The 21,802-nt window shown below is 68.1% G+C and carries 23 protein-coding genes; 12 read left to right on the top strand and 11 right to left on the bottom strand.

Annotated elements, in window-relative coordinates:
• The first annotated feature begins 60 nt into the window (after positions 1-60).
• The gene (locus ABW137_RS36965) at positions 61-633 is read left to right on the top strand and encodes a TetR/AcrR family transcriptional regulator (protein ID WP_526408138.1); all 573 of its coding nucleotides are present in this window, start codon (positions 61-63) and stop codon (positions 631-633) included.
• A 3-nt stretch (positions 634-636) separates the two neighbouring features.
• Entirely contained in the window at positions 637-2,865 is a 2,229-nt protein-coding gene (locus tag ABW137_RS36960) for a molybdopterin-dependent oxidoreductase (protein WP_526408136.1), read from the top strand.
• Positions 2,866-2,923: 58 nt separating this feature from the next.
• Here the strand turns inward: ABW137_RS36960 and ABW137_RS36955 are convergent, their stop codons facing one another.
• A complete protein-coding gene (locus tag ABW137_RS36955) occupies positions 2,924-3,562 on the bottom strand; it encodes a hypothetical protein (RefSeq protein WP_526408135.1) in 639 nt (212 codons plus the stop codon).
• Positions 3,563-3,790: 228 nt separating this feature from the next.
• Here ABW137_RS36955 and ABW137_RS36950 point away from each other — a divergent pair, with 228 nt between their 5' ends.
• Positions 3,791-5,050: a cytochrome P450 gene (locus ABW137_RS36950; protein WP_526408133.1), complete on the top strand. Its 1,260-nt coding sequence runs from the start codon at positions 3,791-3,793 to the stop codon at positions 5,048-5,050.
• A 22-nt stretch (positions 5,051-5,072) separates the two neighbouring features.
• Here ABW137_RS36950 and ABW137_RS36945 read toward each other — a convergent pair whose 3' ends face one another.
• A complete protein-coding gene (locus ABW137_RS36945; protein ID WP_526408131.1) occupies positions 5,073-5,405 on the bottom strand; it encodes a hypothetical protein in 333 nt (110 codons plus the stop codon).
• A 154-nt stretch (positions 5,406-5,559) separates the two neighbouring features.
• Here ABW137_RS36945 and ABW137_RS36940 point away from each other — a divergent pair, with 154 nt between their 5' ends.
• The 4 genes from ABW137_RS36940 (at position 5,560) to ABW137_RS36925 (ending at position 8,439) form a co-directional block, all read left to right on the top strand.
• The gene (locus ABW137_RS36940) at positions 5,560-6,303 is read left to right on the top strand and encodes a helix-turn-helix transcriptional regulator (protein ID WP_526408144.1); all 744 of its coding nucleotides are present in this window, start codon (positions 5,560-5,562) and stop codon (positions 6,301-6,303) included.
• A 70-nt stretch (positions 6,304-6,373) separates the two neighbouring features.
• Positions 6,374-6,997: a peroxidase-related enzyme gene (locus ABW137_RS36935; protein ID WP_526408129.1), complete on the top strand. Its 624-nt coding sequence runs from the start codon at positions 6,374-6,376 to the stop codon at positions 6,995-6,997.
• A gap of 57 nt (positions 6,998-7,054) precedes the next feature.
• A complete protein-coding gene (locus ABW137_RS36930; RefSeq protein WP_526408127.1) occupies positions 7,055-7,777 on the top strand; it encodes a FadR/GntR family transcriptional regulator in 723 nt (240 codons plus the stop codon).
• Positions 7,774-8,439, top strand: a complete 666-nt coding sequence (locus tag ABW137_RS36925) for a sterol desaturase family protein (protein ID WP_526408125.1) — start codon at positions 7,774-7,776, stop codon at positions 8,437-8,439. Before ABW137_RS36930 ends, ABW137_RS36925 begins: the two co-directional genes overlap by 4 nt.
• Here ABW137_RS36925 and ABW137_RS36920 read toward each other — a convergent pair.
• The 4 genes from ABW137_RS36920 to ABW137_RS36905 all read right to left on the bottom strand — a co-directional run bounded on the left by ABW137_RS36920 (position 8,423) and on the right by ABW137_RS36905 (position 12,420).
• Positions 8,423-9,157, bottom strand: coding sequence for a L,D-transpeptidase (locus ABW137_RS36920; protein ID WP_526408123.1), 735 nt, complete (start codon positions 9,155-9,157; stop codon positions 8,423-8,425). The genes ABW137_RS36925 and ABW137_RS36920 overlap by 17 nt on opposite strands.
• 66 nt (positions 9,158-9,223) lie before the next feature.
• Positions 9,224-9,817 (bottom strand): Pr6Pr family membrane protein, encoded by a 594-nt coding sequence (locus tag ABW137_RS36915; protein ID WP_526408121.1) that lies wholly within the window; start codon positions 9,815-9,817, stop codon positions 9,224-9,226.
• A gap of 37 nt (positions 9,818-9,854) precedes the next feature.
• Positions 9,855-11,156: a DUF7159 family protein gene (locus ABW137_RS36910; RefSeq protein WP_526408119.1), complete on the bottom strand. Its 1,302-nt coding sequence runs from the start codon at positions 11,154-11,156 to the stop codon at positions 9,855-9,857.
• A 316-nt stretch (positions 11,157-11,472) separates the two neighbouring features.
• A complete protein-coding gene (locus tag ABW137_RS36905) occupies positions 11,473-12,420 on the bottom strand; it encodes a threonine ammonia-lyase (RefSeq protein WP_526408117.1) in 948 nt (315 codons plus the stop codon).
• Positions 12,421-12,512: 92 nt separating this feature from the next.
• Here ABW137_RS36905 and ABW137_RS36900 point away from each other — a divergent pair, with 92 nt between their 5' ends.
• Entirely contained in the window at positions 12,513-12,983 is a 471-nt protein-coding gene (locus ABW137_RS36900) for an acyl-CoA thioesterase (RefSeq protein ID WP_526408115.1), read from the top strand.
• Between the two features lie 59 nt (positions 12,984-13,042).
• Positions 13,043-14,044, top strand: a complete 1,002-nt coding sequence (speB, locus tag ABW137_RS36895; RefSeq protein ID WP_526408142.1) for an agmatinase — start codon at positions 13,043-13,045, stop codon at positions 14,042-14,044.
• A gap of 7 nt (positions 14,045-14,051) precedes the next feature.
• Here speB and ABW137_RS36890 read toward each other — a convergent pair whose 3' ends face one another.
• From ABW137_RS36890 to ABW137_RS36875, 4 genes are all read right to left on the bottom strand, one after another.
• Positions 14,052-14,948 (bottom strand): cyclopropane mycolic acid synthase family methyltransferase, encoded by an 897-nt coding sequence (locus ABW137_RS36890; protein ID WP_526408113.1) that lies wholly within the window; start codon positions 14,946-14,948, stop codon positions 14,052-14,054.
• 267 nt (positions 14,949-15,215) lie between these two features.
• Positions 15,216-15,512, bottom strand: a complete 297-nt coding sequence (locus ABW137_RS36885; RefSeq protein WP_526408111.1) for a putative quinol monooxygenase — start codon at positions 15,510-15,512, stop codon at positions 15,216-15,218.
• A gap of 96 nt (positions 15,513-15,608) precedes the next feature.
• Positions 15,609-16,496 (bottom strand): TIGR03854 family LLM class F420-dependent oxidoreductase, encoded by an 888-nt coding sequence (locus tag ABW137_RS36880; RefSeq protein WP_526408109.1) that lies wholly within the window; start codon positions 16,494-16,496, stop codon positions 15,609-15,611.
• Positions 16,493-17,257: a class I SAM-dependent methyltransferase gene (locus ABW137_RS36875; protein ID WP_526408107.1), complete on the bottom strand. Its 765-nt coding sequence runs from the start codon at positions 17,255-17,257 to the stop codon at positions 16,493-16,495. Before ABW137_RS36875 ends, ABW137_RS36880 begins: the two co-directional genes overlap by 4 nt.
• Before the next feature lie 89 nt (positions 17,258-17,346).
• On the opposite strand from ABW137_RS36875, the gene ABW137_RS36870 reads away from it, so the two are divergent.
• The 3 genes from ABW137_RS36870 to ABW137_RS36860 all read left to right on the top strand — a co-directional run bounded on the left by ABW137_RS36870 (position 17,347) and on the right by ABW137_RS36860 (position 20,433).
• The gene (locus ABW137_RS36870) at positions 17,347-18,552 is read left to right on the top strand and encodes a serine hydrolase domain-containing protein (protein WP_526408105.1); all 1,206 of its coding nucleotides are present in this window, start codon (positions 17,347-17,349) and stop codon (positions 18,550-18,552) included.
• Between the two features lie 64 nt (positions 18,553-18,616).
• Entirely contained in the window at positions 18,617-19,111 is a 495-nt protein-coding gene (locus ABW137_RS36865) for a hypothetical protein (RefSeq protein WP_526408103.1), read from the top strand.
• 38 nt (positions 19,112-19,149) lie between these two features.
• The gene (locus ABW137_RS36860; RefSeq protein ID WP_526408101.1) at positions 19,150-20,433 is read left to right on the top strand and encodes a cytochrome P450; all 1,284 of its coding nucleotides are present in this window, start codon (positions 19,150-19,152) and stop codon (positions 20,431-20,433) included.
• On the opposite strand, the gene ABW137_RS36855 is transcribed toward ABW137_RS36860, so the two are convergent.
• Complete coding sequence (locus ABW137_RS36855; protein ID WP_526408099.1) at positions 20,430-21,752, bottom strand: FAD-dependent oxidoreductase; 1,323 nt, start codon at positions 21,750-21,752, stop codon at positions 20,430-20,432. The genes ABW137_RS36860 and ABW137_RS36855 overlap by 4 nt on opposite strands.
• Positions 21,753-21,802: the final 50 nt, after the last annotated feature.

Raw genomic sequence — 21,802 nt, 5'->3', positions numbered from 1 at the left:
CACGGTCGCGACTTATGTATGCTTCTCTACATAAGTCGGACCGTGAAGGGATGCGACCAGGTGCCCAGCCCCCGTGACCGGATGGTCGCCTCTGCCGCAGTGCTGATCCGCGAGAGGGGGGCCCACTCGACGGCGATCTCCGACGTTCTCGAGCACAGCGGGGCCCCGCGCGGTTCGGCCTATCACTACTTCCCTGGCGGGCGCACCCAACTCCTATGCGAGGCCGTCGACCTGGCAAGCGACCACGTCGCCGACCGGATACGTTCTGCGGCAACGGGTCTGGACGTCCTGGACGCCATCGTCGCTGGCTTCCGCAAGCAGCTGACCAAGACCGACTTCCGCGCCGGTTGTCCAGTGGTGGCCGTCGCCGTCGAGGCTGGTGATCCAGCCAAGGACGAGAACGCGGCGGTGCTCGAACGGGCCGGTGCGGCGTTCACCCGCTGGCTGGAGTTGATCGCTGGCCGGCTCGTCGACGACGGCATTGCCGAACCCCGTGCGCGAGAGCTTGCCGAGTTCATCGCCTCCGCCATCGAGGGGGCGATCGTCATCGCCAGGGCCACCCGTGGCGTCGGGCCGCTTGATTCCGCCCATCGCCAATTGCGAGCGCTTGTCCAAGCCGAGACGGGGAGCTAGAGGATGACCGGTGAATGGAAGTCGACCGCTTGCATCCTCTGCGAGTGCAACTGCGGCGTGGTGGTGCAAGTCGACGACCGACGCCTGGTCAAGATTCGTGGCGACAGGGAGCATCCGGCGTCACACGGCTACACCTGCAACAAGGCGCTCCGGCTTGACCACTACCAGAACAGCCGCAACCGGCTGACCTCCCCTCTGCGGCGCCGCCCCGACGGTTCGTATGAGGAGATCGACTGGGACACCGCGATCGTCGAGATCGCCGACGGCTTCTCGCGGATCCGCGACGAGCATGGCGGAGACAAGATCTTCTACTACGGCGGCGGCGGGCAGGGCAATCATCTAGGTGGTGCGTACAGCGGAGCATTCCTCAAGGCGATCGGTTCCCGGTACCGGTCGAATGCGCTGGCGCAGGAGAAGACCGGCGAGCACTGGGTCGACGCACACTTCTACGGCGGGCACACCCGCGGCGAGTTCGAGCACGCCGAGGTGTCCGTGTTCGTCGGCAAGAATCCATGGATGTCGCAGAGCTTTCCGCGAGCACGCGTGGTGCTCAACGAGATTGCCAAGGACCCGACGCGCTCGATGATCGTGATCGACCCCGTCGTCACCGACACCGCCAAACTGGCGGACTTCCACCTGCGGGTGCGCCCGGGCAGCGACGCGTGGTGCCTGGCGGCGTTGGCCGCGGTGTTGGTGCAGGAGGAGTTGTGCGACGAGACCTTCCTGGCCGACCACGTCACCGGCGCCGACGCGGTGCGCGGGGTGCTGGCCGAGGTGCCGATTGGCGAGTATGCGAGCACGTGTGGTGTCGACGAACGGCTCTTGAGGGCCGCGGCGCGCCGGATCGCCTCGGCCGCCAGTGTGTCGGTCTTCGAGGACCTCGGCATCCAGCAGGCGCCCAACAGTACGCTTTGCTCGTATCTGAACAAGCTGCTCTGGATTCTCACCGGAAACTTTGCCAAACGTGGTGGGCAGCATCTACATTCGTCGCTCGCACCGCTCTTCGGCGTGGGCGGCGTCGGACACACGCCCGTGACCGGTGCCCCCATCATCGCGGGCCTGGTGCCGAGCAACGTCGTGCCGCAGGAGATTCTGACCGATCACCCCGCTCGCTTCCGGGCGATGATCGTGGAGAGCAGCAACCCCGCGCACTCCGTCGCCGACTCGGGTGCCGTCCGCGCGGCGCTCGAATCGTTGGAACTCCTGGTCGTGATCGACGTCGCCATGACCGAGACGGCTCGGCTCGCCCACTACGTGCTGCCCGCAGCGAGTCAGTTCGAGAAGCCAGAGGCGACGTTCTTCAATCTGGAGTTCCCGCGCAACACCTTTCACCTACGGCACCCGGTGCTCGAGCCGCTGCCAGGAACATTGCCGGAACCCGAGATCTGGGCCAGGTTGGTGCGGGCCCTCGGCGTGGTCGACGAGGCTGAACTGGCGCCGCTGCGCAGGGCTGCCGCCGTGGGGTTGGACGCCTACGCGCAAGCGTTCTTGGTCGCCATCGGCGCCAACCCTCGCCTGGGCCGGGTCCTACCGTTCGTCCTGTACGAGACGCTGGGCCCGGCACTTCCCGAGGGGCTCGCGGGTGCTGCGGCGCTGTGGGGTCTCGCGCAGAAGACGGCCATGGCCTACCCGGAGGCCGTCGAGCGCGCGGGTCACGCCGACGGCAATGCGTTGTTCGAGGCGATTCTGTCCAGTCGGTCGGGCATCACCTTCACCGTCCACGAGTACGCCGACGACTTCGCGCTGATCACCCATCCGGACCGCAAGATCGCCGTCGAGATGCCCGAGATGCTCGACGACGTCCGCGCCCTGAGATCCGCTCCGACCACGCTGACCAGCGCCGAGTTCCCGATGGTTCTGTCCGCTGGGGAACGCCGCGCCTATACCGCGAACGACATTCTGCGCGACCCGAGTTGGCGCAAGCGTGACGTGGACGGCGCGCTTCGGATCAGCCCGCAGGACGCGACCGTCATCGGACTCTCCGACGGTGGGCGCGCCAGGATCACCACTGCGGCTGGGACCGCCGAGGCCACGGTCGAGATCACCGACGCGATGTTGTCCGGGCACGTGTCACTGCCAAACGGCTACGGCGTGGACCATGTCGAGGCCGACGGGTCCTCGACGACACCGGGCGTCGCCCCGAACACCTTGACCTCGTCGGAGTGGCGGGATGCGTACGCCGGCACACCTTGGCACAAGCACGTGCCCGCGCGGGTGGAGCCTGCGCTCTAGTACCGGATCTTGCGCATCGCCCGTGGCGGCGTCGGACGGATCCCCTGACCCCTGACCCCTAGGGAGCCGGAGTGGCCGGGGCGGCCGCCGGCGGTGGCAGCCACGGCAGTACCGGAGCAGGTGGTGCAGGCGCGGGGGCAGGAGGCGGCGGAGCCAGCGCGGGATCGGCCGGCGCCAGCGCGGGGTCCACCGGGGAGAGCGGGACGTTGGGGCCGGGCGCCTGATTCGGGTACGGCGTGTTCATGCCGCGCTGAGCCACCCCGAGCAAGAGCGCTTCCTTACCGCTGATCTCCTGGTTCTGGACGGCGTGCCACAGATCCTTCAGGTAGCTGACGTTCGGCGACTCGCCCGCCATCACGCTCGGGTCCATCGTCGAGCCCGGCGGCAGGGCATCCGGGCTGGCGAGGTGCGGGACCTCAGCGGGTGGCGCTGCTGGCGCAGGCGCGGCGTCCGGCGGCAGTGCGGCGGGATCGCCAGGCAGTGGCACGACGGCGGGCACGGGCGCTACGGCAGGCAGCGGGCCCGGGGCGGGTCCCGACGCCTGCACCGTGGTTTCCGGAGCGGGCACGGGCAGCGGCGGAATGGGAGCGCCCGGGTCTGCTGCGGCAGGCCCGGCCGAAGCCATCAGGGCAAGGAAGACCCCTGCCGTACCGCTCGCGAGCGCTGCGGTCACCGACACCGTTTTCGTCGACTTCAAGGCTGACCCCTTTCCCTGTGGCCTTAGGGACTGATGTTGCTAGTGGGTCTGTCCAGAATCGCGCCTACTTCGTTACAAGGCAATCCCTCGAAGAGCATTAATGAAGGTCTAATGATTCACGGGAACACGTTCTACTTGCGAGTTTGCGGAACCCACCGCGACGCCCCGATCAGTGGTGTAGCAATGCCTTACCGCACTAGAACACATCGTTTTTCGAGGAGCTCATCTATGCTGGATAGCGCGCGGACCCCGAATCTCCCCGCCGGGTTCGACTTCACCGATCCGGACATCTACGCCGAACGACTGCCCGTCGACGAGCTCGCCGAGATGCGCAAGGTGGCGCCGATCTGGTGGAACGAGCAGCCCGAGGGCGTCGGAGGATTCGGCGACGGCGGGTTCTGGGTGGTGACCAAGCACAAGGACGTCAAGGAGGTGTCGCGGCGCAGCGACGTCTTCTCCAGCCTGGAGAAGACCGCGCTCCCGCGCTACCAGGACGGCACCGTTCAGGCACAGCTCGACACCGGCAAGTTCGTCCTCCTCAACATGGACGCGCCCCACCACACCCACCTACGCAAGATCGTGTCGCGGGCGTTCACGCCGCGGGCGGTGGAGCGCCTGCGAGACGACCTGGCCGAGCGCGCCCGTCAGATCGCCAAGACGGCCGCCGCCGAGGGGACGGGTGACTTCGTCGAGCAGGTGTCCTGCGAACTCCCCCTGCAGGCGATCGCCGGGTTGATGGGCGTCCCACAGGAGGACCGGATGAAGTTGTTCCACTGGTCCAATCAGATGGTCGGCGACATGGACCCCGAGTTCGCAGGCAACGACGCGATCAGTGCATCGGTCGACCTGATCACCTATGGCATGCAGTTGGCGGCCGAGCGGGCCAACACACCTGGCGAGGACCTCGTCACCAAGCTCGTGCAGGCCGACGTCGAGGGCGCCAAGCTCTCCGACGACGAGCTCGGCTTCTTCGTCATCCTCCTTGCGGTGGCGGGCAACGAGACCACCCGCAACTCCATCACGCAGGGCATGATGGCCTTCACCGACTTCCCCGACCAATGGGAGCTGTTCAAGAGGGAGCGGCCCGGCACGGCCGCCGACGAGATCGTCCGGTGGGCCACCCCCGTCACCTCGTTCCAGCGCACGGCGCTGGAGGACACCGAACTCGCAGGCGTTCACATCAAGAAGGGTCAGCGGGTGGTGATGATGTACCGCTCCGCCAACTTCGACGAGGACGTGTTCGACGATCCGTACACGTTCAACATCCTGCGCGACCCCAATCCACACGTCGGGTTCGGCGGTACCGGGGCGCATTACTGCATCGGCACCAACTTGGCTCGCATGACCATCGACCTGATGTTCAACGCGATCGCCGACGCGATGCCTGATCTCGTGTCGGTGGCCAAGCCCGAGCGGTTGCGGTCGGGCTGGCTCAACGGCATCAAGCACTGGCAGGTCGACTACACGGGGGCCACCAAGAGGCAGTGAAGCCAAATGGGTTGCGGCGCAACTAAATGGCTTGCGACGCAACGGTTTTGGGTGATTCTCCGTAGTCGATGATCGACCGCCAGTAATCCTCGGGAATCTCAGCGCCCGATCGCAGCACGATCGACAGTCCGGCTGCCATGGCGATGCCGAGCACGCCGAGCCACAGCCCGGCCAGCGCAATCACCACCCACAGCACGGTGGTGACGGGCTGCCAAGGTGACACGACGGCGAGTGCTGGGGCGAAGAAGAAGCCGAGGCCGACGTACCAGGACGATCCTGCGCGGTCGGATGCCATCACGAAGCGCAGCCAACGAGGAATCGTCGGGTGCACGTGGACGTCTCGTCGGGATGGCATGTCGGCTCCTCTCTGCGGACCGTTCGCCTCCAGGGTGCGCCCGGCCGGGTAACGCTGACAATTACCTCCGACGTAGTGGATCACCGAGACGTCGTCGGTCAGACTGGGGTTCGTGATCACGGCTCCGGCACAGGGTCCGCCGTTCGGCACGTTGATGCGTCAGTGGCGGCAGCGGCGCAGGCTCAGTCAGCTGGATCTGGCGATCGAGGCCGACGTGTCGTCTCGCCACGTCAGCTTCATGGAGACCGGACGGTCGGCGCCCAGCCGGGCGATGGTGCTGCGGCTCGCCTCCGTGCTCGACGTGCCGCTGCGCGAGCAGAATCAACTCCTGCTGGCCGCGGGCCTCGCGCCGGTGTACGCGGAGCGGTCGCTCGCCGACCCGGACATGGCTGCGGTCCGCGCCGGACTCGAACGGGTGTTGAAGGCCTACGAGCCGTATCCGTGTCTGGCCGTCGACAGGGGCTGGACCATCGTCGCCGCCAACGCCGGGGCCGCGATGCTGATGCAGGGCGTCGCCCCCCATCTCCTGGAATCGCCGAACGCACTTCGCATCTCGTTGCACCCCGACGGGCTGGCGCCCCAAATCCGCAACCTTGCGCAGTGGAGGCACCACGTCATCGGTCGACTTCGCCGGGAGGTGTCCGTCAGCGCCTCCGAGCCGCTGACCGAGCTGCTCGCCGAGATCGAAGCCTATCCAGGAGGATTCGACCCAGGGCACGATCTCGGCGGCGTCGTGGTGCCGCTGCGGCTGGCCAGACCCGACGGCACGGAGCTGACGTTCCTGAGCACCGTGACGACGTTCGGCACCGCACTGGACCTCACCGCCGCCGAACTGAGCATCGAGGCGTTCCTGCCCGCCGACGACTCGACGGCCGCGGCGTTGCGGTTCGTGCGGTAGGCCACGACGACTTTCGATCTGCACTGGCACAAACCTTCTCAAGTGCCGCAGGAGGTCGCATCGTCGAAGCATGACCACGACCGCCGATGCTCCCTCACCCAGCGCCACTCCCCTGACCCCGAACCGCATCTCACGCCTGGAGGTGCCCGAGCTCGACGAACTGAGCAACCCGGGCGTCAAGGGCTTCTTCAGCCGCCAGCAGCGTGAAGAAGGCCTGACCTCCAATTGGTTTCGCGCGCTGTCCCTGAACGAGGGCGATCTGGAGCGCCTCAACGCCTACCTGCTGCCCCTTCTCGGCACCGACGGTCGCGGGGGCCTGACCGCCCGTGAACGCGAGGTCATCGCCACCGTCGTGTCCGGCGAGAACCGGTGCTCCTACTGCCACACCAACCACGCCAACAAGCTGGGCAAGGTCGCCGGCGACTGGTCCTTCGGGCAGCGCGTAGCGATCGATCACCATCAGGTCGCCGAACTCACGGATCGGGAGCGCGCGCTTGCCGATCTCGCGATCGCCGTGAACAGCGACCCGCAGTCCATTCGGGATGCCGACGTCAACGCGTTGCGCGAGCTCGGACTCACCGACCACGAGATCCTGGAGGGCATCTCGATCGCCGCGTTCATCGGGGCCACCAATCGAATCGGCATCGCTCTGTCGGTGCCGCCGAACCCCGAATACACCGGTATCCCGAGCTAGCTAGACCCACTGGTATTACCACTTGACCTCTGGCCATCTGCCTGCCAAGGTGGGCAGATGGCCCTGCAACCCGTCAATCGACGGTCCGTACCCGAAGACGTCTTCGAGCAGATCGTCGCCGAAGTACTCAGCGGCGAGATGCGGCCCGGGGAGGCGCTGCCCAGCGAGCGGCGCCTCGCCGAGGTGCTCGGCGTGTCAAGGCCCGCGGTCCGCGAGGCCATCAAGCGCCTGACCGAGACCGGTCTCGTCGAGGTCCGCCAAGGCGACGCCACCACCGTCCGCGACTTCCGCCGCCACGCCGGCCTCGATCTGCTCCCCCGCCTATTGATCCGGGCCGGCGAGGTCGACGTCACCGTCGTGCGCAGCATCCTCGAGACGCGCCTGCACAACGGTCCCAAGATCGCCCAGCTGGCTGCCATCCGCCGACCACCCGACATGCCAACGCTGCTCGACGACTCCATCGCTGCGCTCGCCGCCGAGGCCGACCCCGTCGAGCGGCAACGCCACGCACTCACCTTCTGGGATCACGTCGTCGACGGCGCAGACTCGATCGCGTTTCGGTTGATGTACAACACACTTCGCGCCACCTACGAGCCCGCTCTCCCCGCACTGGCAGCCATGATGGCTGCCGAGGTGGGCAGGCCCGACGCCTACCGACGCATCGCCAAGGCGATCCGCGACGCTGATCCCGACGCCGCCGAACGCGCCGCCCGCGACCTCCTCGAGCCGGCGACCGTGGCACTGCTCACGGCACTCGACGAACTGGAGGTGGGCTCTTGACCACGCGCACCGGCCGACGCAACTTCTCGCTCGCCGACGCGGCGAGGGAGTTCGCGAAACACCCGTCCCCGTGGATGATTGGCGCGACGCTCGGCGCCGCGCTGACTGCGAGGATCGTCGTCGGGGACTGGCAGCTCACCGACGCGCTGGTACCCGTCGTGATGGTGGCCCTGTTCCCCTTCTTCGAGTGGCTGGTCCACGTCTTCATCCTGCACTGGCGGCCCCGCCGGGTGGGTTCGCTCACCGTCGATCCGCTGCTGGCGCGCAAGCACCGAGAGCACCACGTCGACCCGCGCCAGATTGCGCTGATCTTCATCCCATGGCGCGCACTGCTGTGGGTGCTGCCGGTCGCCGTCTCGATCGCGGTGTTCGCCTTCCCGCGGCCCGGCCTCGGGCTGACGTATCTGGCGTTCCTCGGCGTGCTCGGCCTCTGCTACGAATGGTGTCACTACCTGATCCACAGCGACTACAAGCCGAAAACGGCTGTCTACCGCGCGATCTGGCGCAACCACCGGCAGCATCACTTCAAGAACGAGCACTACTGGTTCACGGTGACAAGCACGGGAACCGCCGACCGCATCCTCGGCACCTACCCGGACGCCGCCGACGTGCCAGCCTCACCGACCGCGAAGAACCTGCACGCCGTCACGCCTGGACGATGATCGGGTCACCGATGCTGACCTGGTCGTAGTACCAGGCCGCGTTGTCCGGGCTCAGATTGATGCAGCCATGGCTGACGTTGGCATAGCCCTGCGACCCCACCGACCACGGTGCCCCGTGCACGTAGACACCGCCCCAAGTCACCCGGACGGCGTCGTAAACCGTGAGCTTGTAGCCCTCGGGATCACTGAGCGGGATGCCGATGGTGCGTGAATCCATCACCACCGGCGACTGCTTCTCCAGCGCGGTGAACGAACCGATCGGGGTGGTGTGCCGTGGCTTGCCCATCGAGGCGGGCATGTCGCGGACCACCTGGCCGTCGATGCTCACCGTGAAGGTGTGGGCGTCCAGATCCGCGACGCCGACCACGGCCGAACCGGTCTGGAAGTTGGCCTTGAAGCTCCCCACCGACAGCGCGATCACCGAATGGGCGGGCCAGTAGTCACTCGGGTCGAACCGCAGTACGTCGTTGCCGATCCACTCGAAGCTGCCCTTCGGCGAGGCGGGTGCCGTGAAGTGGACCGACTGCTCCGCCGCGGCGCGGTCGGTGACGGGCTGAGCGAAGGTCACCGTCACCGGCATGGCGACGCCGACGACCTGGCCGGGCGCCGGCGAGATGTTCGCGACGGGGATCGACGTAGGCGCGGCGGCGAGCCCGGGCGCCACCGAGCCGGTGAGTAGAAGGGTCGCGATTGCCGCCACCGACAATGCATGTCGCACGTTCTTACGCAAGAGTCCACCCTTCGAAGTCCGACCTTGGCTACATGCTAGATCGGTCGCGACGAGCTAAACGTTAGCCGAGGTCGGGCGCGCCACTGCGAGCAGCAAGTACCCAAGAGCCAAGAATCCTGCGCCAAGCAAACCGACGTTGATGGCGACGGCGGCGCCTCCGACACTGCCGGGATCCAGGAAGTAGTACGGGGCGCGACGGCCCGCACGGTTCAACACGACCACCGCAACGGCGGCATAGGTGGCGGGGTAGGCGAGCCACGCGAACGGCCACCACTTGGCGGTGCCCGCACCCCGCCGGATCAGCAGCCAGTCGGCGATGGCGAGCACCGGCACCACCACGTGAAGGAGGAAATTGGCGGGCGTATAGCCCATGCTGCGGCCAGTGAGCAGTAGGTTCCAGATCGCGCCCGCGACGACGACGTACAGGACGACCGCCCCGCGCAGTCCGGTGCGCCGATCGGCCCGCGGCGATACCAGGGTCCATGCGTAGTAGGCGGCGGCCAGGATATTGGCCTGATAGGTGAAGGTGATCAACCGCCACGCCACGCCCGACCTCGAGCTGAACTCCACCACTAGCAGCGCCACTACGACGGACGCGACGATCGCGACGCGGATGACGAGGCGTAGCGTCGCGCGTCCGGTTCGCACGGGGGACGGGGTTGGGTTCAAGGCACGTATATCCAAGCTAGCCGGGCCCGGGCGTCAGCTTTTCCTTGATCCGCGTCAGGATGCCCGGCTTCTTCGTCTCGACTGGCGGGGGTGATTGGTACACCGGCGACGGGGTGTAGACGGACGGCGGCGGGGCGCCCTCCACGGGCGCATCGACGACGGGCGGTGCGAGCGCGGGATCGACCGGCGCGGGATCGGCAGCGGGGATCTCCGGCGCGGCGGGCACCTCACCCACCGACGGTGCCTCGGCGGGGATGTCGGCGATCGGCGCGGGCGCCTCTTCATAGACCGGGGGCAGAGCCTCGGGTGGAGTGGCCTCGGCAGGCGGAGCCTCGGGCAGCGCCTCCTGCACGATCGGCGGGATCGCGACGGGCGGCGGCATGACCGGCCTGGCTGGCCGGACCGCTCCGGGTGTCTCGGCACCGACGGCGGGTACCGGGCTCGGGGTCTCCCGACTGGGCGCCAGCTGAAGGCTGATCGCAATGGACACCGAGACGACGAAGGTTACGAGGCCGGTGGCCAGCATGGCCGCGGGGCCGACGCGCACCAGCGCGCTCTGACGGGGCGCAGGTCCGGCCTCCCAACGGTGCAGGCCGGAGCCCGAGGCCGCGGCGCCGCCCGCCCCGTCGAAGGGGTCGAAGGTGTCGAGCGGCGTGTCGGCGTTCTGCGCCGACGCCAGCGCCGCCCCACGGGCCAGCGCGAGGGTGGCCTCCTCCGGCGCGAACACCGGCACCGACAGCGCATCCTCCAGTGCGGGGATGAGCGGCTCGAAGTCACCGGCCGAGCCGACGAGAACCAGCGCCTCGGGTTCCCAGTCGGCCTTGGTGAAGATGGTGCTCAGCCAGGCGATGAGGGCGGCGTCGGAGTCGACGGTGTGATTGAACGCGGTCTGTACTGCGCCGTCGCTCGTGTTGACGATCAACGAGATCGCCGCATCCGGCTCGATGACGCACACCGCGGTCGTCGCGTAGCCGAGGACCTCGGCGATCCCGCGGGCCAGGGCCTCGGTGGCCTCCGGCATGCGGATCGCCACCACGTTGTCGAAGCCGGATTCCGACAGCGAGCGCATCAGCATGGAGGCCTCGGCGTCGGCGTCCTCACTCCACGTCACGCCGATCGAGTGCAGTCGAAGCCCGCGGGTGGCGGCCATCGCCTCGGTGCGCAGGACGGCCGCAGTGGCCTGCGCGGACGTCTTGATCGACCCGGCGGAAACCGCGAAGGAGTCGCGATCCATCGTCGCGCCATCGGCGTCCTGTCCTTCGACGAGGACCAAGCCGACGGATGTCGGAGTCATCGACAAGCCGAGGACGGCGTCCACAAATACCCTTTCAGACCCGCGGGCCGTGCGGCCTCACGAGCTCCTGTCCCACGAAGCGGCCTCACACGGGCAGCACCAACGTGGTCGACCATTCCGGGGCGACACTACCCGTTCGTCCGTCGTCGGGCGCGCCGGGGCGGCTCCGGACAGATGCGGCGGCGCAGTCGAAGGAGGACCCACGCACGCGTGGGTGGGTCGGACGCCGCCGACTGCTCAGGGCGTCGGCCATGCTCGACGCGTGGTCGCATTCGGCGGAGGGCCGCTGCGTCGCGTCCTCCCCTCTGATTCACCCCTGGTGAGCCGGGGGCAGAAACGGTCAGGCCGAGAGAATCTCGGCGAGGAGCCTTGGCTCGACGTTGCCGCCGGACAGAATCAGCACGGTGGGGCCCGCGGGCGTCTGGCGGCTTCGGTAGGCCGCCAGTGCCACGGCGCCGCTTGGCTCGACGACGAGGTGGGCGCGCAGCGCAGTCTCGCGAACCGCTACGCGAATATCGTTCTCCGACACCGTAATCAGACCGTCCAGGACGTGTTGCAGGTGCGCGAAGGTGAGCTCTGACGGCTGCGAGCGCAGCCCGTCGGCGATGGTGCGGTTGCGGTCGTCGATCGACCAGTCGACGCGGTGCCCCGCATTGAGACTCTCGGCCGTGTCCGCGGCGAGCTCCGGCTCGACGCCGATGACGGCGGCCCCGGGGGCGAGCGCCTTGACCGCGGTGCCGATGCCCGACGCCAGCCCTCCCCCGCTCACCGGGACGATCACGTTGGCGACGTCGGGCAGATCCTCGACGATCTCCAGTCCGACGGTGCCCTGTCCGGCGATGACGTCAGGATGGTCGAACGGCGGGATCAGCACCCCGCCGGTGCTGGCCACGACTTCGTCGGCGACCTTCTCGCGTTGACCCGCTCCGCACAGCACCACCTCGGCACCAAGATGGCGGGTCGCGTCGATCTTGACCCTCGGCGTCTCCTCCGGCATGACGATGTGCGATGGCACGCCGAACTTCGCCGCCGCGTAGGCGACCGCCTGGGCGTGGTTACCGCTCGAGTACGCGACGACGCCCCTGGCGCGGGTCGCGTCGTCGAGTCGCCCGATGGCGTTGAACGCGCCGCGTACCTTGAACGCGCCGATCGCCTGCAGATTCTCGGGTTTGAGGAACAGTGGTCGATCGGGATCGCCCCACGGCGCGGGGATCAGCGGGGTCCGTACGACGGAACCGCGGATCCGGGCGGCGGCCGCGCGGACGTCGTCGATGGTGATCAATTGCATTACCTGCGCCTTGCCGTGAGTAGTTGCCCCCGGCCGTCGATTCTTCCATTGCCGCATTGCCCCGACGGTGGGGACGCTGCAAGGTGTGCGGTGTGACCGAACCGTTCTCGCTGCCGATCGTGCCGCGCTACGCCGAAGTCGACCAGCAGGGCGTGATCTTCAACGCCCACTTCCTGACGTGGCTCGACGAGGCGTGCACCGCCTACCTCGACCATCTCGGCCTACCGTTCACCGAGTTCACGGCGTGGGGCGTGGACGTGCAGGTGGTTCATGCCGAACTCGACTATCTCGCGCCAGTGCGCTGGCGTGACACGGTCCGCATCGCCACGTGGTGTGAGTCGACAGGCACGACGAGCTTCGCCCTGCGGTTCGAGGTGATCCGCGGAGCCGGTGACGACGGCGTCGTGGCGGTGCGTGGCCACAACGTCTACGTGGTGGTGTCGACCGAAGATTGGGCGAAGCGCGCCATTCCGGACCGACTCCGCGAGGCGCTGACTTCTGTTGCGGGTCAAGGCCGAAGCGCCGTAGGTGGCGGTATCGAGAAAGGTACTGTCAGCCCATGAGTCACGACCACGTCCAATCGGCTGGGGACCAGGCACCGCGTCGCGAACTTCCACCGGGGATGGCCGAGCAGTTGGATCTGCCGCACTCCGGGCTGGCGACGTTTGGGCACCGTCCGTTCCTCACCGAGACCGAGCAACTCGAGTCGTGGCGCCCCGACGTTGCGATCGTCGGCGCTCCGTTCGACGTCGGGACGACCAACAGGCCGGGCGCGCGGTTCGGCCCGAGGGCGATCCGTGCCACCGCCTACGAGCCAGGCACCTATCACATGGACTTGGGTCTGGAGATCTTCGAGTGGCTCGAGGTCGTGGACTTCGGCGACGCCTGGTGCCCGCACGGACAGACCGAGGTGGCGCACCAGAACATCAAGGAGCGGGTCGCGGCCGTCGCCTCCCGTGGCATCGTCCCCGTCGTCCTCGGCGGTGACCACTCCATCACCTGGCCTGCGGCGACCGCGGTGGCCGACGTGCACGGCTACGGCAACGTCGGCATCGTGCACTTCGACGCGCACGCCGACACGGCCGACATCATCGACGGCAATCTCGCCAGCCACGGCACGCCGATGCGGCGCCTCATCGAGTCGGGCGCCGTGCCCGGCACCCACTTCGTCCAGGTCGGATTGCGTGGCTACTGGCCGCCGCAGGACACGTTCGAGTGGATGCAGGAGCAGGGCATGGTGTGGCACACCATGCAGGAGATCTGGGAACGCGGCTTCAAGGCCGTCATGGCCGACGCGGTCGGCGAGGCGCTGGCCAAGGCCGACAAGCTCTATTTGTCCGTCGACATCGACGTGCTGGACCCAGCGCACGCACCGGGTACCGGTACTCCCGAGCCGGGCGGCATCACCAGCGTCGACCTTCTCAGGATGGTGCGTCAACTCTGCTACGAGCACGAGGTGGCAGGCGTCGACGTGGTGGAGGTGTCACCCGCCTACGACCACGCCGAGCTCACCGTGAACGCGGCGCACCGTGTGGTGTTCGAAGCGCTGGCGGGGATGGCGGCGCGTCGACGCGACGCCGCGGGTGCGACCATGGGTCCGCCGGGGCGGCGACCCCCTGCCTGACGGGCGTTCAGCCCTTCTTGAGGGTGAACTGGCAGATGTCGGTGTAGCCCTCGGTGAACAGCTCCGCGCACCCCGTCAGGTACCGCATGTAGCGGTCGTAGACCTCTTGCGACTGGATGGCGATGGCTTCGTCCCTGCGTGCCTCAAGGGCAGTGGCCCAGATCTCCAGGGTGCGCGCGTAGTGCAGGCGAAGCGGCTGGATGCGGGTGATCTCGAATCCCGCCTTGGTGGCGTGCTTCTCGACGTCCTCCACCTTCGGCAGCATGCCGCCGGGGAAGATCTCGTCCATGATGAACTTGAAGAACTTCAGCTTCGTCATGGTCAGCGGCAGCCCGCGTTCGGCGAATTCGGCGTCGCTGGGTTTGATGATGGTGTGCAGCAGCATCACTCCGTCATCGGGCAGCGCGGTGTAGGCCATCTTGAAGAAGTCGTCGTACCGGTCGCTACCGAAGTGCTCGAACGCGCCGATCGACACGATGCGGTCGACGGGCTCGCCGAACTGCTCCCAACCCTCGAGGAGCACCTGCTTGCTGCGCGGGCTGTCCGACTTCGCGAGCAACTGCTGGACGTACGCCTGCTGGTTCTTGCTGAGAGTGAGCCCGGTGACGTTGACGTCGTAACGCTCGAGCGCACGGTTCACGGTGGCGCCCCACCCGCAGCCGATGTCGAGGAGGGTCATTCCCGGCTCGAGGTCCAGCTTGCCGAGGGAGAGGTCGATCTTGGCGATCTGCGCCTCTTCCAGAGTCATGTCGTCGCGCTCGAAGTAGGCGCAACTGTAGGTCTGGGTGGGATCCAGGAACAGACGGAAGAAGTCGTCTGACAGGTCGTAGTGTGCCTGCACGTCCTCGAAGTGCGGCTTCAGCCCCGTGTTGAGGCCCCCGTTGTCGCTCGTTGTCTCTGGCAAGTCACAGCCTTTGGTATCCGGTGTCGTTGCGTCTCGAGGCTCCGCTCTGCTGGGGAGCCTCCCCCGTACCTTCGCGCAATTTTTAGCAGACTACCCGACGCGTGAAGCCGTGAGCCAATCGGTTGCCAGCCCGATTCGGCGTGTCCCCGATCCTCCCCCGCGCGATGCCGCAACCGCCCGATGCTTCCCCAGCGGACGCCGTAGAGGCGCCGTCCGGTGCTCTAAGTCCGTTTGCTGAGCGGGGGGCGCGCCGAGTCGTTCGGCTGCTCAGCCGGTCAAGGACCGCACTGCGCCGACGTCGTACTCGGCCATCGCCGCCGACAACATGGCCGCGCCCTGATCGTCACTCGGGCCGTCGCCGCGGAACGTCTCGACGGCCAGCTGAGACTCCCAGCGCTCGAACACGTTGATCCGACCGTCGTCAAGAAGATCCGCCGAGATGGTGAAGTCGAGGCAGCCCGCTGCGGCGCGGGCCTGCCTCACGACGGCGACGCACCCAGCCAAGTAGTCGTCGCGCTCGGCGGGTGCTACGACGAGGTGGCCCGCCACGATCACCTCATTCATCGGAACCAGTCATCGGAACCAGCCATCAGAAACCTCCCGTTTCGGGTCGAACGTCCTCCCCGGGATGGACTCGGGTGGCGCCCGGATTCCATCGGGTCAATTCTCGCGGGGCAGCAGTTCTGCGGCGAAGCGGTCGATGAACCGGTCAACGTCGTCGGTGCCTGCGGGGCGAATGACGAACTTGGTCAACCCGGCGGCCAAATAACCGTCGATCAGCTGGTGCAGCCGCGGCCATCCGTCGGCGACGAGCTCGGTCGGGTCGACGTCGGGCCTGCGGGCGCGGATGGCGGCCAGCACGTCGTCGGCGACTCCGTCCTCGCCGACCGCGATGTTGATGCCGTAGTGGTCGGGTTCGACGGCGCGACCCGCTTCGGCGGCCGCGGCCTCGATGGCCTCGCGTCCGCGGCGGGCCTCGTCAGCGGTCAGGAAGCTGCCCAACCAACCGTCGGCGAGTCGGCCGATCCGACGGAAGGCCGCGGGCGCCGAGCCCCCCAGCCAGATGTCGAGCGGCTTGGCGAGGCGCGGTCCGACGGCGATGGACGTCGCGGCGAAGTAATCGCCGGAGAAGTCAGCGTCTTCGGAGCTCAGCGCCACCCTCAGCAGGCGCAGTGCTTCGTCGAACACGGCGGCCCGCTTGCCATCGGGCACGGTGAACAGATCGCGTTCGGCGGGGATCGCGGAGCGCAGGCCGAAGACGGGCAGCACGCGCTTGGGCGCCAGCGCCGCCAGCGACGCCAGTTGCTTGGCGACCAAGACGGGGTGGCGACCCGGCAGGATCACCACCGACGTCCCAACCTTGAGGTTCGTGGTCCTGGACAGGGCGTAGGCCATGCCGACGAACGGGTCAACGGCATCGGTGTAGACCAACTCGGAGAACCACAGCGAATCGATGCCCGCGGACTCGAGCCGGTCGACCAGCACCGGCAGAGCCATCGGGCTGCTCTCCGGCCCCGCGCCGAGGCCAACGCCGAATCGGATCTTCACCGGATCAACTCCACTCTCATCTGGGTGAACCGGAACAGGCCCGGGCGACCCGCAATCGGCTGGTAGGCGTCGACCTCGTCGGCGACGAACTTCTCGCGCAGGTCGGTGGGCAACCGGTCCGTCCAGGCGGTCGAGCCGACGCCGCACCACCGTTGGAACGCCTCGCGCGAACCGAAGTCCCACTCGCGGTCGGTGACGGTCGAATGGGTGCACCTTAGCCCCGCCGAGGCCGCCGATTGTCGGTAGGCGTCCGGGTCGGGGTGGGTGAACGGCGCCGCGAAACCCTCGAACCACGTTGCCCAGGTTGGGCTTCGGCACACGCGCATGGCGACGGACTCCAGGCTCTCCCGCGGGCCAGCGCACACCATCTGGAGTAGCGCGCGCCCACCGGGCTTGAGCACTTCTGCGATCTGCGCGAGGGCCTGGCCCTGCTCGGGAACCCAGTGCAAGGCATTGAACGACACCGCCGCGTCGAAGCACCCGGTGAAGGGCAAGGCGCGAGCATCGGCGACGACGAACCTCGGGCCGGTAACGCCCGGCGAGGTGCCTGCCGCCGAGATCATCCGCGGTGAGGCATCGGCTCCGACGGCGCCGCCGCCGGGCACCAGATCGGCGATCTCGTGGGTGAGAAAGCCGTCACCGCAACCTATGTCGAGGACCCACTCCGAGGGCGCGAACTGCAGCGCCGAGACGGCTTCGGTGATCATGGCGCGCTGTAGCCCACTGACTTCGGCGTAGTCGCGCCCGCTCCAGTCGGTCACCCGTGACAGTTAACGCCAATTCGGCTCTGGCGGCACGGCACCCCGCTAATCTGTGGACCAATTCACCAAACTCTCCCGATGGGATCACCATGACGGCTCGACTGCCATGGCGGGCGTTGGCGTTCGTATCCGCGGTGACCCTGTCGATCGTCGGCTGCAGCGACGAACGGGCCGCCTCCTCCGCGTCAACGTCCGCCTCGCCGGGCACCGCCGCCCCCGCCACGACGACCACCGCGCCCGCACGAGATCTCGACGCCGCCGTCGCAGAGCGACTGGACGCGGCGATCACCGAGACCATGACGGCGGTCAAGGTGCCCGGCGCGATCGTCGGACTGTGGGGCCCCGACGGGCAGTACGTCCGCGCGTTCGGTGTCGCCGACAAGGCGACGGGCGCTCCGATGCAAGTCGACTTCTACCACCGGATCGGCAGCGTCACAAAGACGTTCACCGTCACCGCGGTGCTGCAGCTCGTCGACCAGGGCAAGGCCAAGTTGGACGATCCGATCGCCACCTACGTCGACGGCGTCCCCAACGGGCAAGAGATCACCCTGCGGCAACTCGCCAGGATGCAGAGCGGGCTGCCCAACTACAGCGACACCGAATCCTTCGCGAGGGAGCTGTACGCCGACCCGCACCGTGCCTTCACTCCCCGCGAGGTGCTCGACATCGCATTCGCCGAGCCTGCCGTATTCGCCCCTGGCGAGGGCTTCCAGTACTGCAACTCGAACACCGTCCTATTGGGGTTGGTGGTGGAGAAGCTCAGCGGCCAGCCGCTGTCGGCCTACGTCAGCGACCACATCCTGGCCCCACTCAAGTTGACCAACACCGCCTTTCCCGACGACAACGCATTCCCCGAGCCGCACGCTCAGGGTTACACCCAGGGTGAGGACGGCAGGGAGGTGGTCGCCACGGACTGGAATCCCAGCTGGGGGTGGGCGGCAGGCGCGATGACCTCGAACCTGGAGGACATGCGCACCTGGGCCGAGGCACTGGCCGGGGGCCGGTTGCTTTCGCCCGAGACGCAGAAGCAGCGGCTTGAGACGGTCGGCGCGCCGGGGCTTCCGCCGCAGGACGGGTACGGGGTCGGACTGTTCGACCTTGGCGGTTGGGTGGGACACAACGGCAGCCTGCCCGGCTACCAGACGGTCGTGGTGCACCTGGCGGAGAGGCAGATGACGCTGGTGTTGATGACGAACACCGACATCCCTGCCAACGGCGGTGAGCCGAGCACGGCGCTGGCGACGGCCATCACCAAGATCGTCACGCCGGACCACGTATACGTTCTCGGCGGGTAGCGGGTCGGAGTCGACGTCAGTCGCGGTCGGTGTGGGGCGGTCGCGGTCGGGGTATCACCACCGGATGGTCAGCGACGGTCCCGGCGGTGGTCCCCGCGAAGGTCCCGGCGACGGTCCCGGCGAAGGTCCCGGCGAAGGTCCCGGCGATGGCCTCGACCGACGTCCGCCAGGCGTCGACGACGGCACGGTACGGGCGGTCGGCAAGGTCTCGGAGGCGCTGGAGTTCGTCGAGCGGGCCCGCGGCCATCTGTACTCCTTCCACCAGCTGATGGGGCACGCCGATCTGACGCTCGGGGACGCTTGCGACGAACTGCGGACCGCTGGCCACGCGGCCGTCGCCGATCGTCTGGAGACCGATCTCGTCGGGCGCAACGTGCTGTACGGCCGCTGGACGTTTCAGGTCGTCGAGGAATTCGACGACGGCTACTGGACGCGGTTCCGGGAGCACGACCGCCGAGTCCGCGACGAGCTCCAGGGCGGCGAGCGGCACGTGTTCGAGGCGGAGATGAAGTCCGAACGACGGACCAGCGGCCGATCGGGGCACGAACCCGCACCGTGAAGTTACGCTCGGCCTCATCCGACGGTGAGGTGATGTGAATGGGTTTTGCGACGCGCGTCAACGGGGCCGCCCCGCCAGAGGTTCCGCTGTCGGAGATCAACCTCGGCTCTTGGGATTTCTGGGCATTCGACGACGAGGTGCGCGACGGCGCCTTCGCCACCCTGCGCCGCGAAGCTCCCGTCTCCCATCACCCGGAGTTCGTCCAGGACGGTTTCGACCCGGGCCGGGGCCACTGGGCGGTCACCCGCTACGCCGACGTCTTCCACGCCAGCCGTCACCCCGAGATCTTCAGTTCTGCGCAGGGCATCGTCATTGGCGACCAGGCGCCCGAGCTCGCCGAGTACTTCGGTTCGATGATCGCGCTCGACGACCCCCGGCACAGCAGGCTTCGCAACATCGTCAGGAGCGCGTTCACGCCGCGGGTGCTGGCCCGCATCGAGGATTCGGTGCGCGACCGGGCGCGGCGGCTGGTGCAGGCCATGGTCACCGACAATCCCGACGGGTCAGCCGATTTGGTGACCTCCCTGGCCGGCCCCCTTCCGCTCCAGATCATCTGCGACATGATGGGCATTCCCGAGGATGATCATCAACGGGTCTTCCACTGGACCAACGTGATTCTCGGCTTCGGCGACCCCGACATCGCGACCGACTTCGACGAGTTCGTCAAGGTCGCGATGGACATCGGCGCATACGCCGCGGCGCTGGCCGACGACCGGCGCGCCCGTCCCGGTGACGATCTGACCACCAGCCTGGTGCAGGCCGAACTCGACGGCGAGCGCCTCACCTCCAGCGAGGTCGCGTCGTTCTTCATCCTGCTGGTGGTGGCAGGCAACGAGACCACCCGCAACGCGATCAGCCACGGTGTCCTCGCGCTGAGCAAGCACCCCGAGCAGCGTGACGTCTGGTGGAATGACTACCCGACCGTCGCCCCGACGGCCGTCGAGGAGGTGGTTCGGTGGGCGTCGCCGGTGGCGTACATGCGCCGCACGGTCACCCGCGACACCGAGCTCAGCGGTGTGCCGCTGGTGCCGGGAGACAAGGTGACGCTCTGGTACGGCTCGGCCAACCGCGACGCCGCGAAGTTCGACGATCCGTGGACCTTCGACGTCCGACGCCAGCCGAATCCGCACGTCGGCTTCGGCGGTGGCGGCGCGCATTTCTGCCTCGGCGCCAACCTGGCCCGCCGCGAGATCACCGTGGCGTTCGAGGAGCTGCATCGCGTCGTCCCTGACCTGGCGGCCACCGAGGAGCCGGACCGCCTGCAGTCGGCGTTCATCCACGGGATCAAGCGGCTTCCCGTCGCGTGGACCCCGCCGACCTAGGCGACCCGACGCGCGTGAGCGGCGCACAGCTCGGCGAGTTCGTCGCGGCTCGGCCCGTCCGGTTCTGCGGGCCGCCACCCCGCTGCGAAGATCTCCCTCGCTCGCGGTTCGACGGCGTCCAGGCTGGCGGGTAGGGCGGTCATCGTGGCGTAGGGCTCGGCGCCTGCCCGCACGGTGTGGTCGACGGCGCCCGCTGCGACCACCAGGTCGGACGGCAGTCGACGGCTGGTGTCGACCCGACCGCCGCGCCATCGCCGGACGCGGTCGGCGTCGGTGCTGACGTGGTCATCGAACCATGGCCGCACATTCGCGGTGCACCAGTCATCGAATTGCCTTGCAGCCGAATCGGTGTCAGCACCGTGGCAGTCGAGCGCCGCGACGAGGGCACGGGCCTGCGCCAACGCCAACGTCACGCCGCGACCCGCGAGCGGCGTGGTGGTGCAGACCGCGTCGCCCACCGAGATCAGGCCGGGCGCGGAGGGCCGACCCGTGGCGTCGAATTGGCCGCGATAGCCGTTGAACAGCCTGCCGCCGGGCAGTACCCGGGCGATCGGCACGGCGACGTCGGGGTCCGTCCACTCCGCAAGACCGGGAATGGACCTGGTGGCGGCCTCGAAGACCTCGGGGAAACGCAGATCGCGCAGCCGGTGGTCGCCGCCGTCGTGGGCGAAGGTGATCGAGAACGTCCCGGCGTCGTGGCCGAACGCGATCGCGAAGTAGCCTGCGAAGTTCAACGACAGACCGACGGGCGAGTTGGTCGGCGGGAGCGTCACGCCCTGGCGAAGCCGATACCGTCGATCGACGTACACCGCTCCGCAGTCGCCGCCCTCCGCAGACATCCGAAGGCCGTTGGTGAACCGGCTGGACCGTCCCGACGCGTCGATGACGAGGTCGGCGGCGATGGTGCCGTCGCGCAGTCGAACCCCCGCCGTCCGGCCACGTTCGGTGACGAGCCCGTCGACGTGCCCGGTGTGCAGGGTGATCGAGGGTTCGTTGCAGGCCGCGCGTCGCAGGGCCGCATCGAACGTGGCGCGGCGGCACCACAGCGCGGCGGGCCGTCCGTCGGGCGCGGCAACGACCGTGGCGCCTGCGGCGTCGAGATGGCCCATGACGTCGGGCATCTCGGCGCGCAGCGCATCGACGACTGGCGCGCGGAACGTGTGGGCATGGTGGAACTGCATGACGCCCCTGCGGTGCCACGCGCCTGCCGCAGGCGGCCCGGGGTCGCGGTCGACGACGGTCACCCGTCGTCCGCGACGGGCGAGTGCGAGGGCGGTGTACAGCCCGGTCGGGCCTGCGCCCACGACGATGGTACGCATTCGTTCCTCATTTAAGGTAACTTGGAGTGTATTGAATACAACGAGAGTGA

Source organism: Mycobacterium sp., assembly GCF_040509115.1.
GTDB lineage: Bacteria > Actinomycetota > Actinomycetes > Mycobacteriales > Mycobacteriaceae > Mycobacterium.
Note: the sequence above shows the minus strand (reverse complement) of the source record. Positions and strands in the feature narration are given on the sequence as shown.

What these genes read in the sequence shown, in the direction of transcription:
- ABW137_RS36960 (WP_526408136.1), top strand. Translation starts at nt 637, where the DNA reads ATGACCGGTGAATGGAAGTCGACCGCTTGCATCCTCTGCGAGTGCAAC.
- ABW137_RS36950 (WP_526408133.1), top strand. Translation starts at nt 3,791, where the DNA reads ATGCTGGATAGCGCGCGGACCCCGAATCTCCCCGCCGGGTTCGACTTC.
- ABW137_RS36945 (WP_526408131.1), bottom strand. Translation starts at nt 5,405, where the DNA reads ATGCCATCCCGACGAGACGTCCACGTGCACCCGACGATTCCTCGTTGG.
- ABW137_RS36940 (WP_526408144.1), top strand. Translation starts at nt 5,560, where the DNA reads ATGCGTCAGTGGCGGCAGCGGCGCAGGCTCAGTCAGCTGGATCTGGCG.
- ABW137_RS36935 (WP_526408129.1), top strand. Translation starts at nt 6,374, where the DNA reads ATGACCACGACCGCCGATGCTCCCTCACCCAGCGCCACTCCCCTGACC.
- ABW137_RS36930 (WP_526408127.1), top strand. Translation starts at nt 7,055, where the DNA reads ATGGCCCTGCAACCCGTCAATCGACGGTCCGTACCCGAAGACGTCTTC.
- ABW137_RS36905 (WP_526408117.1), bottom strand. Translation starts at nt 12,420, where the DNA reads ATGCAATTGATCACCATCGACGACGTCCGCGCGGCCGCCGCCCGGATC.
- speB (WP_526408142.1), top strand. Translation starts at nt 13,043, where the DNA reads ATGGCCGAGCAGTTGGATCTGCCGCACTCCGGGCTGGCGACGTTTGGG.
- ABW137_RS36885 (WP_526408111.1), bottom strand. Translation starts at nt 15,512, where the DNA reads ATGAATGAGGTGATCGTGGCGGGCCACCTCGTCGTAGCACCCGCCGAG.
- ABW137_RS36870 (WP_526408105.1), top strand. Translation starts at nt 17,347, where the DNA reads ATGACGGCTCGACTGCCATGGCGGGCGTTGGCGTTCGTATCCGCGGTG.
- ABW137_RS36865 (WP_526408103.1), top strand. Translation starts at nt 18,617, where the DNA reads ATGGTCAGCGACGGTCCCGGCGGTGGTCCCCGCGAAGGTCCCGGCGAC.
- ABW137_RS36860 (WP_526408101.1), top strand. Translation starts at nt 19,150, where the DNA reads ATGGGTTTTGCGACGCGCGTCAACGGGGCCGCCCCGCCAGAGGTTCCG.
- ABW137_RS36855 (WP_526408099.1), bottom strand. Translation starts at nt 21,752, where the DNA reads ATGCGTACCATCGTCGTGGGCGCAGGCCCGACCGGGCTGTACACCGCC.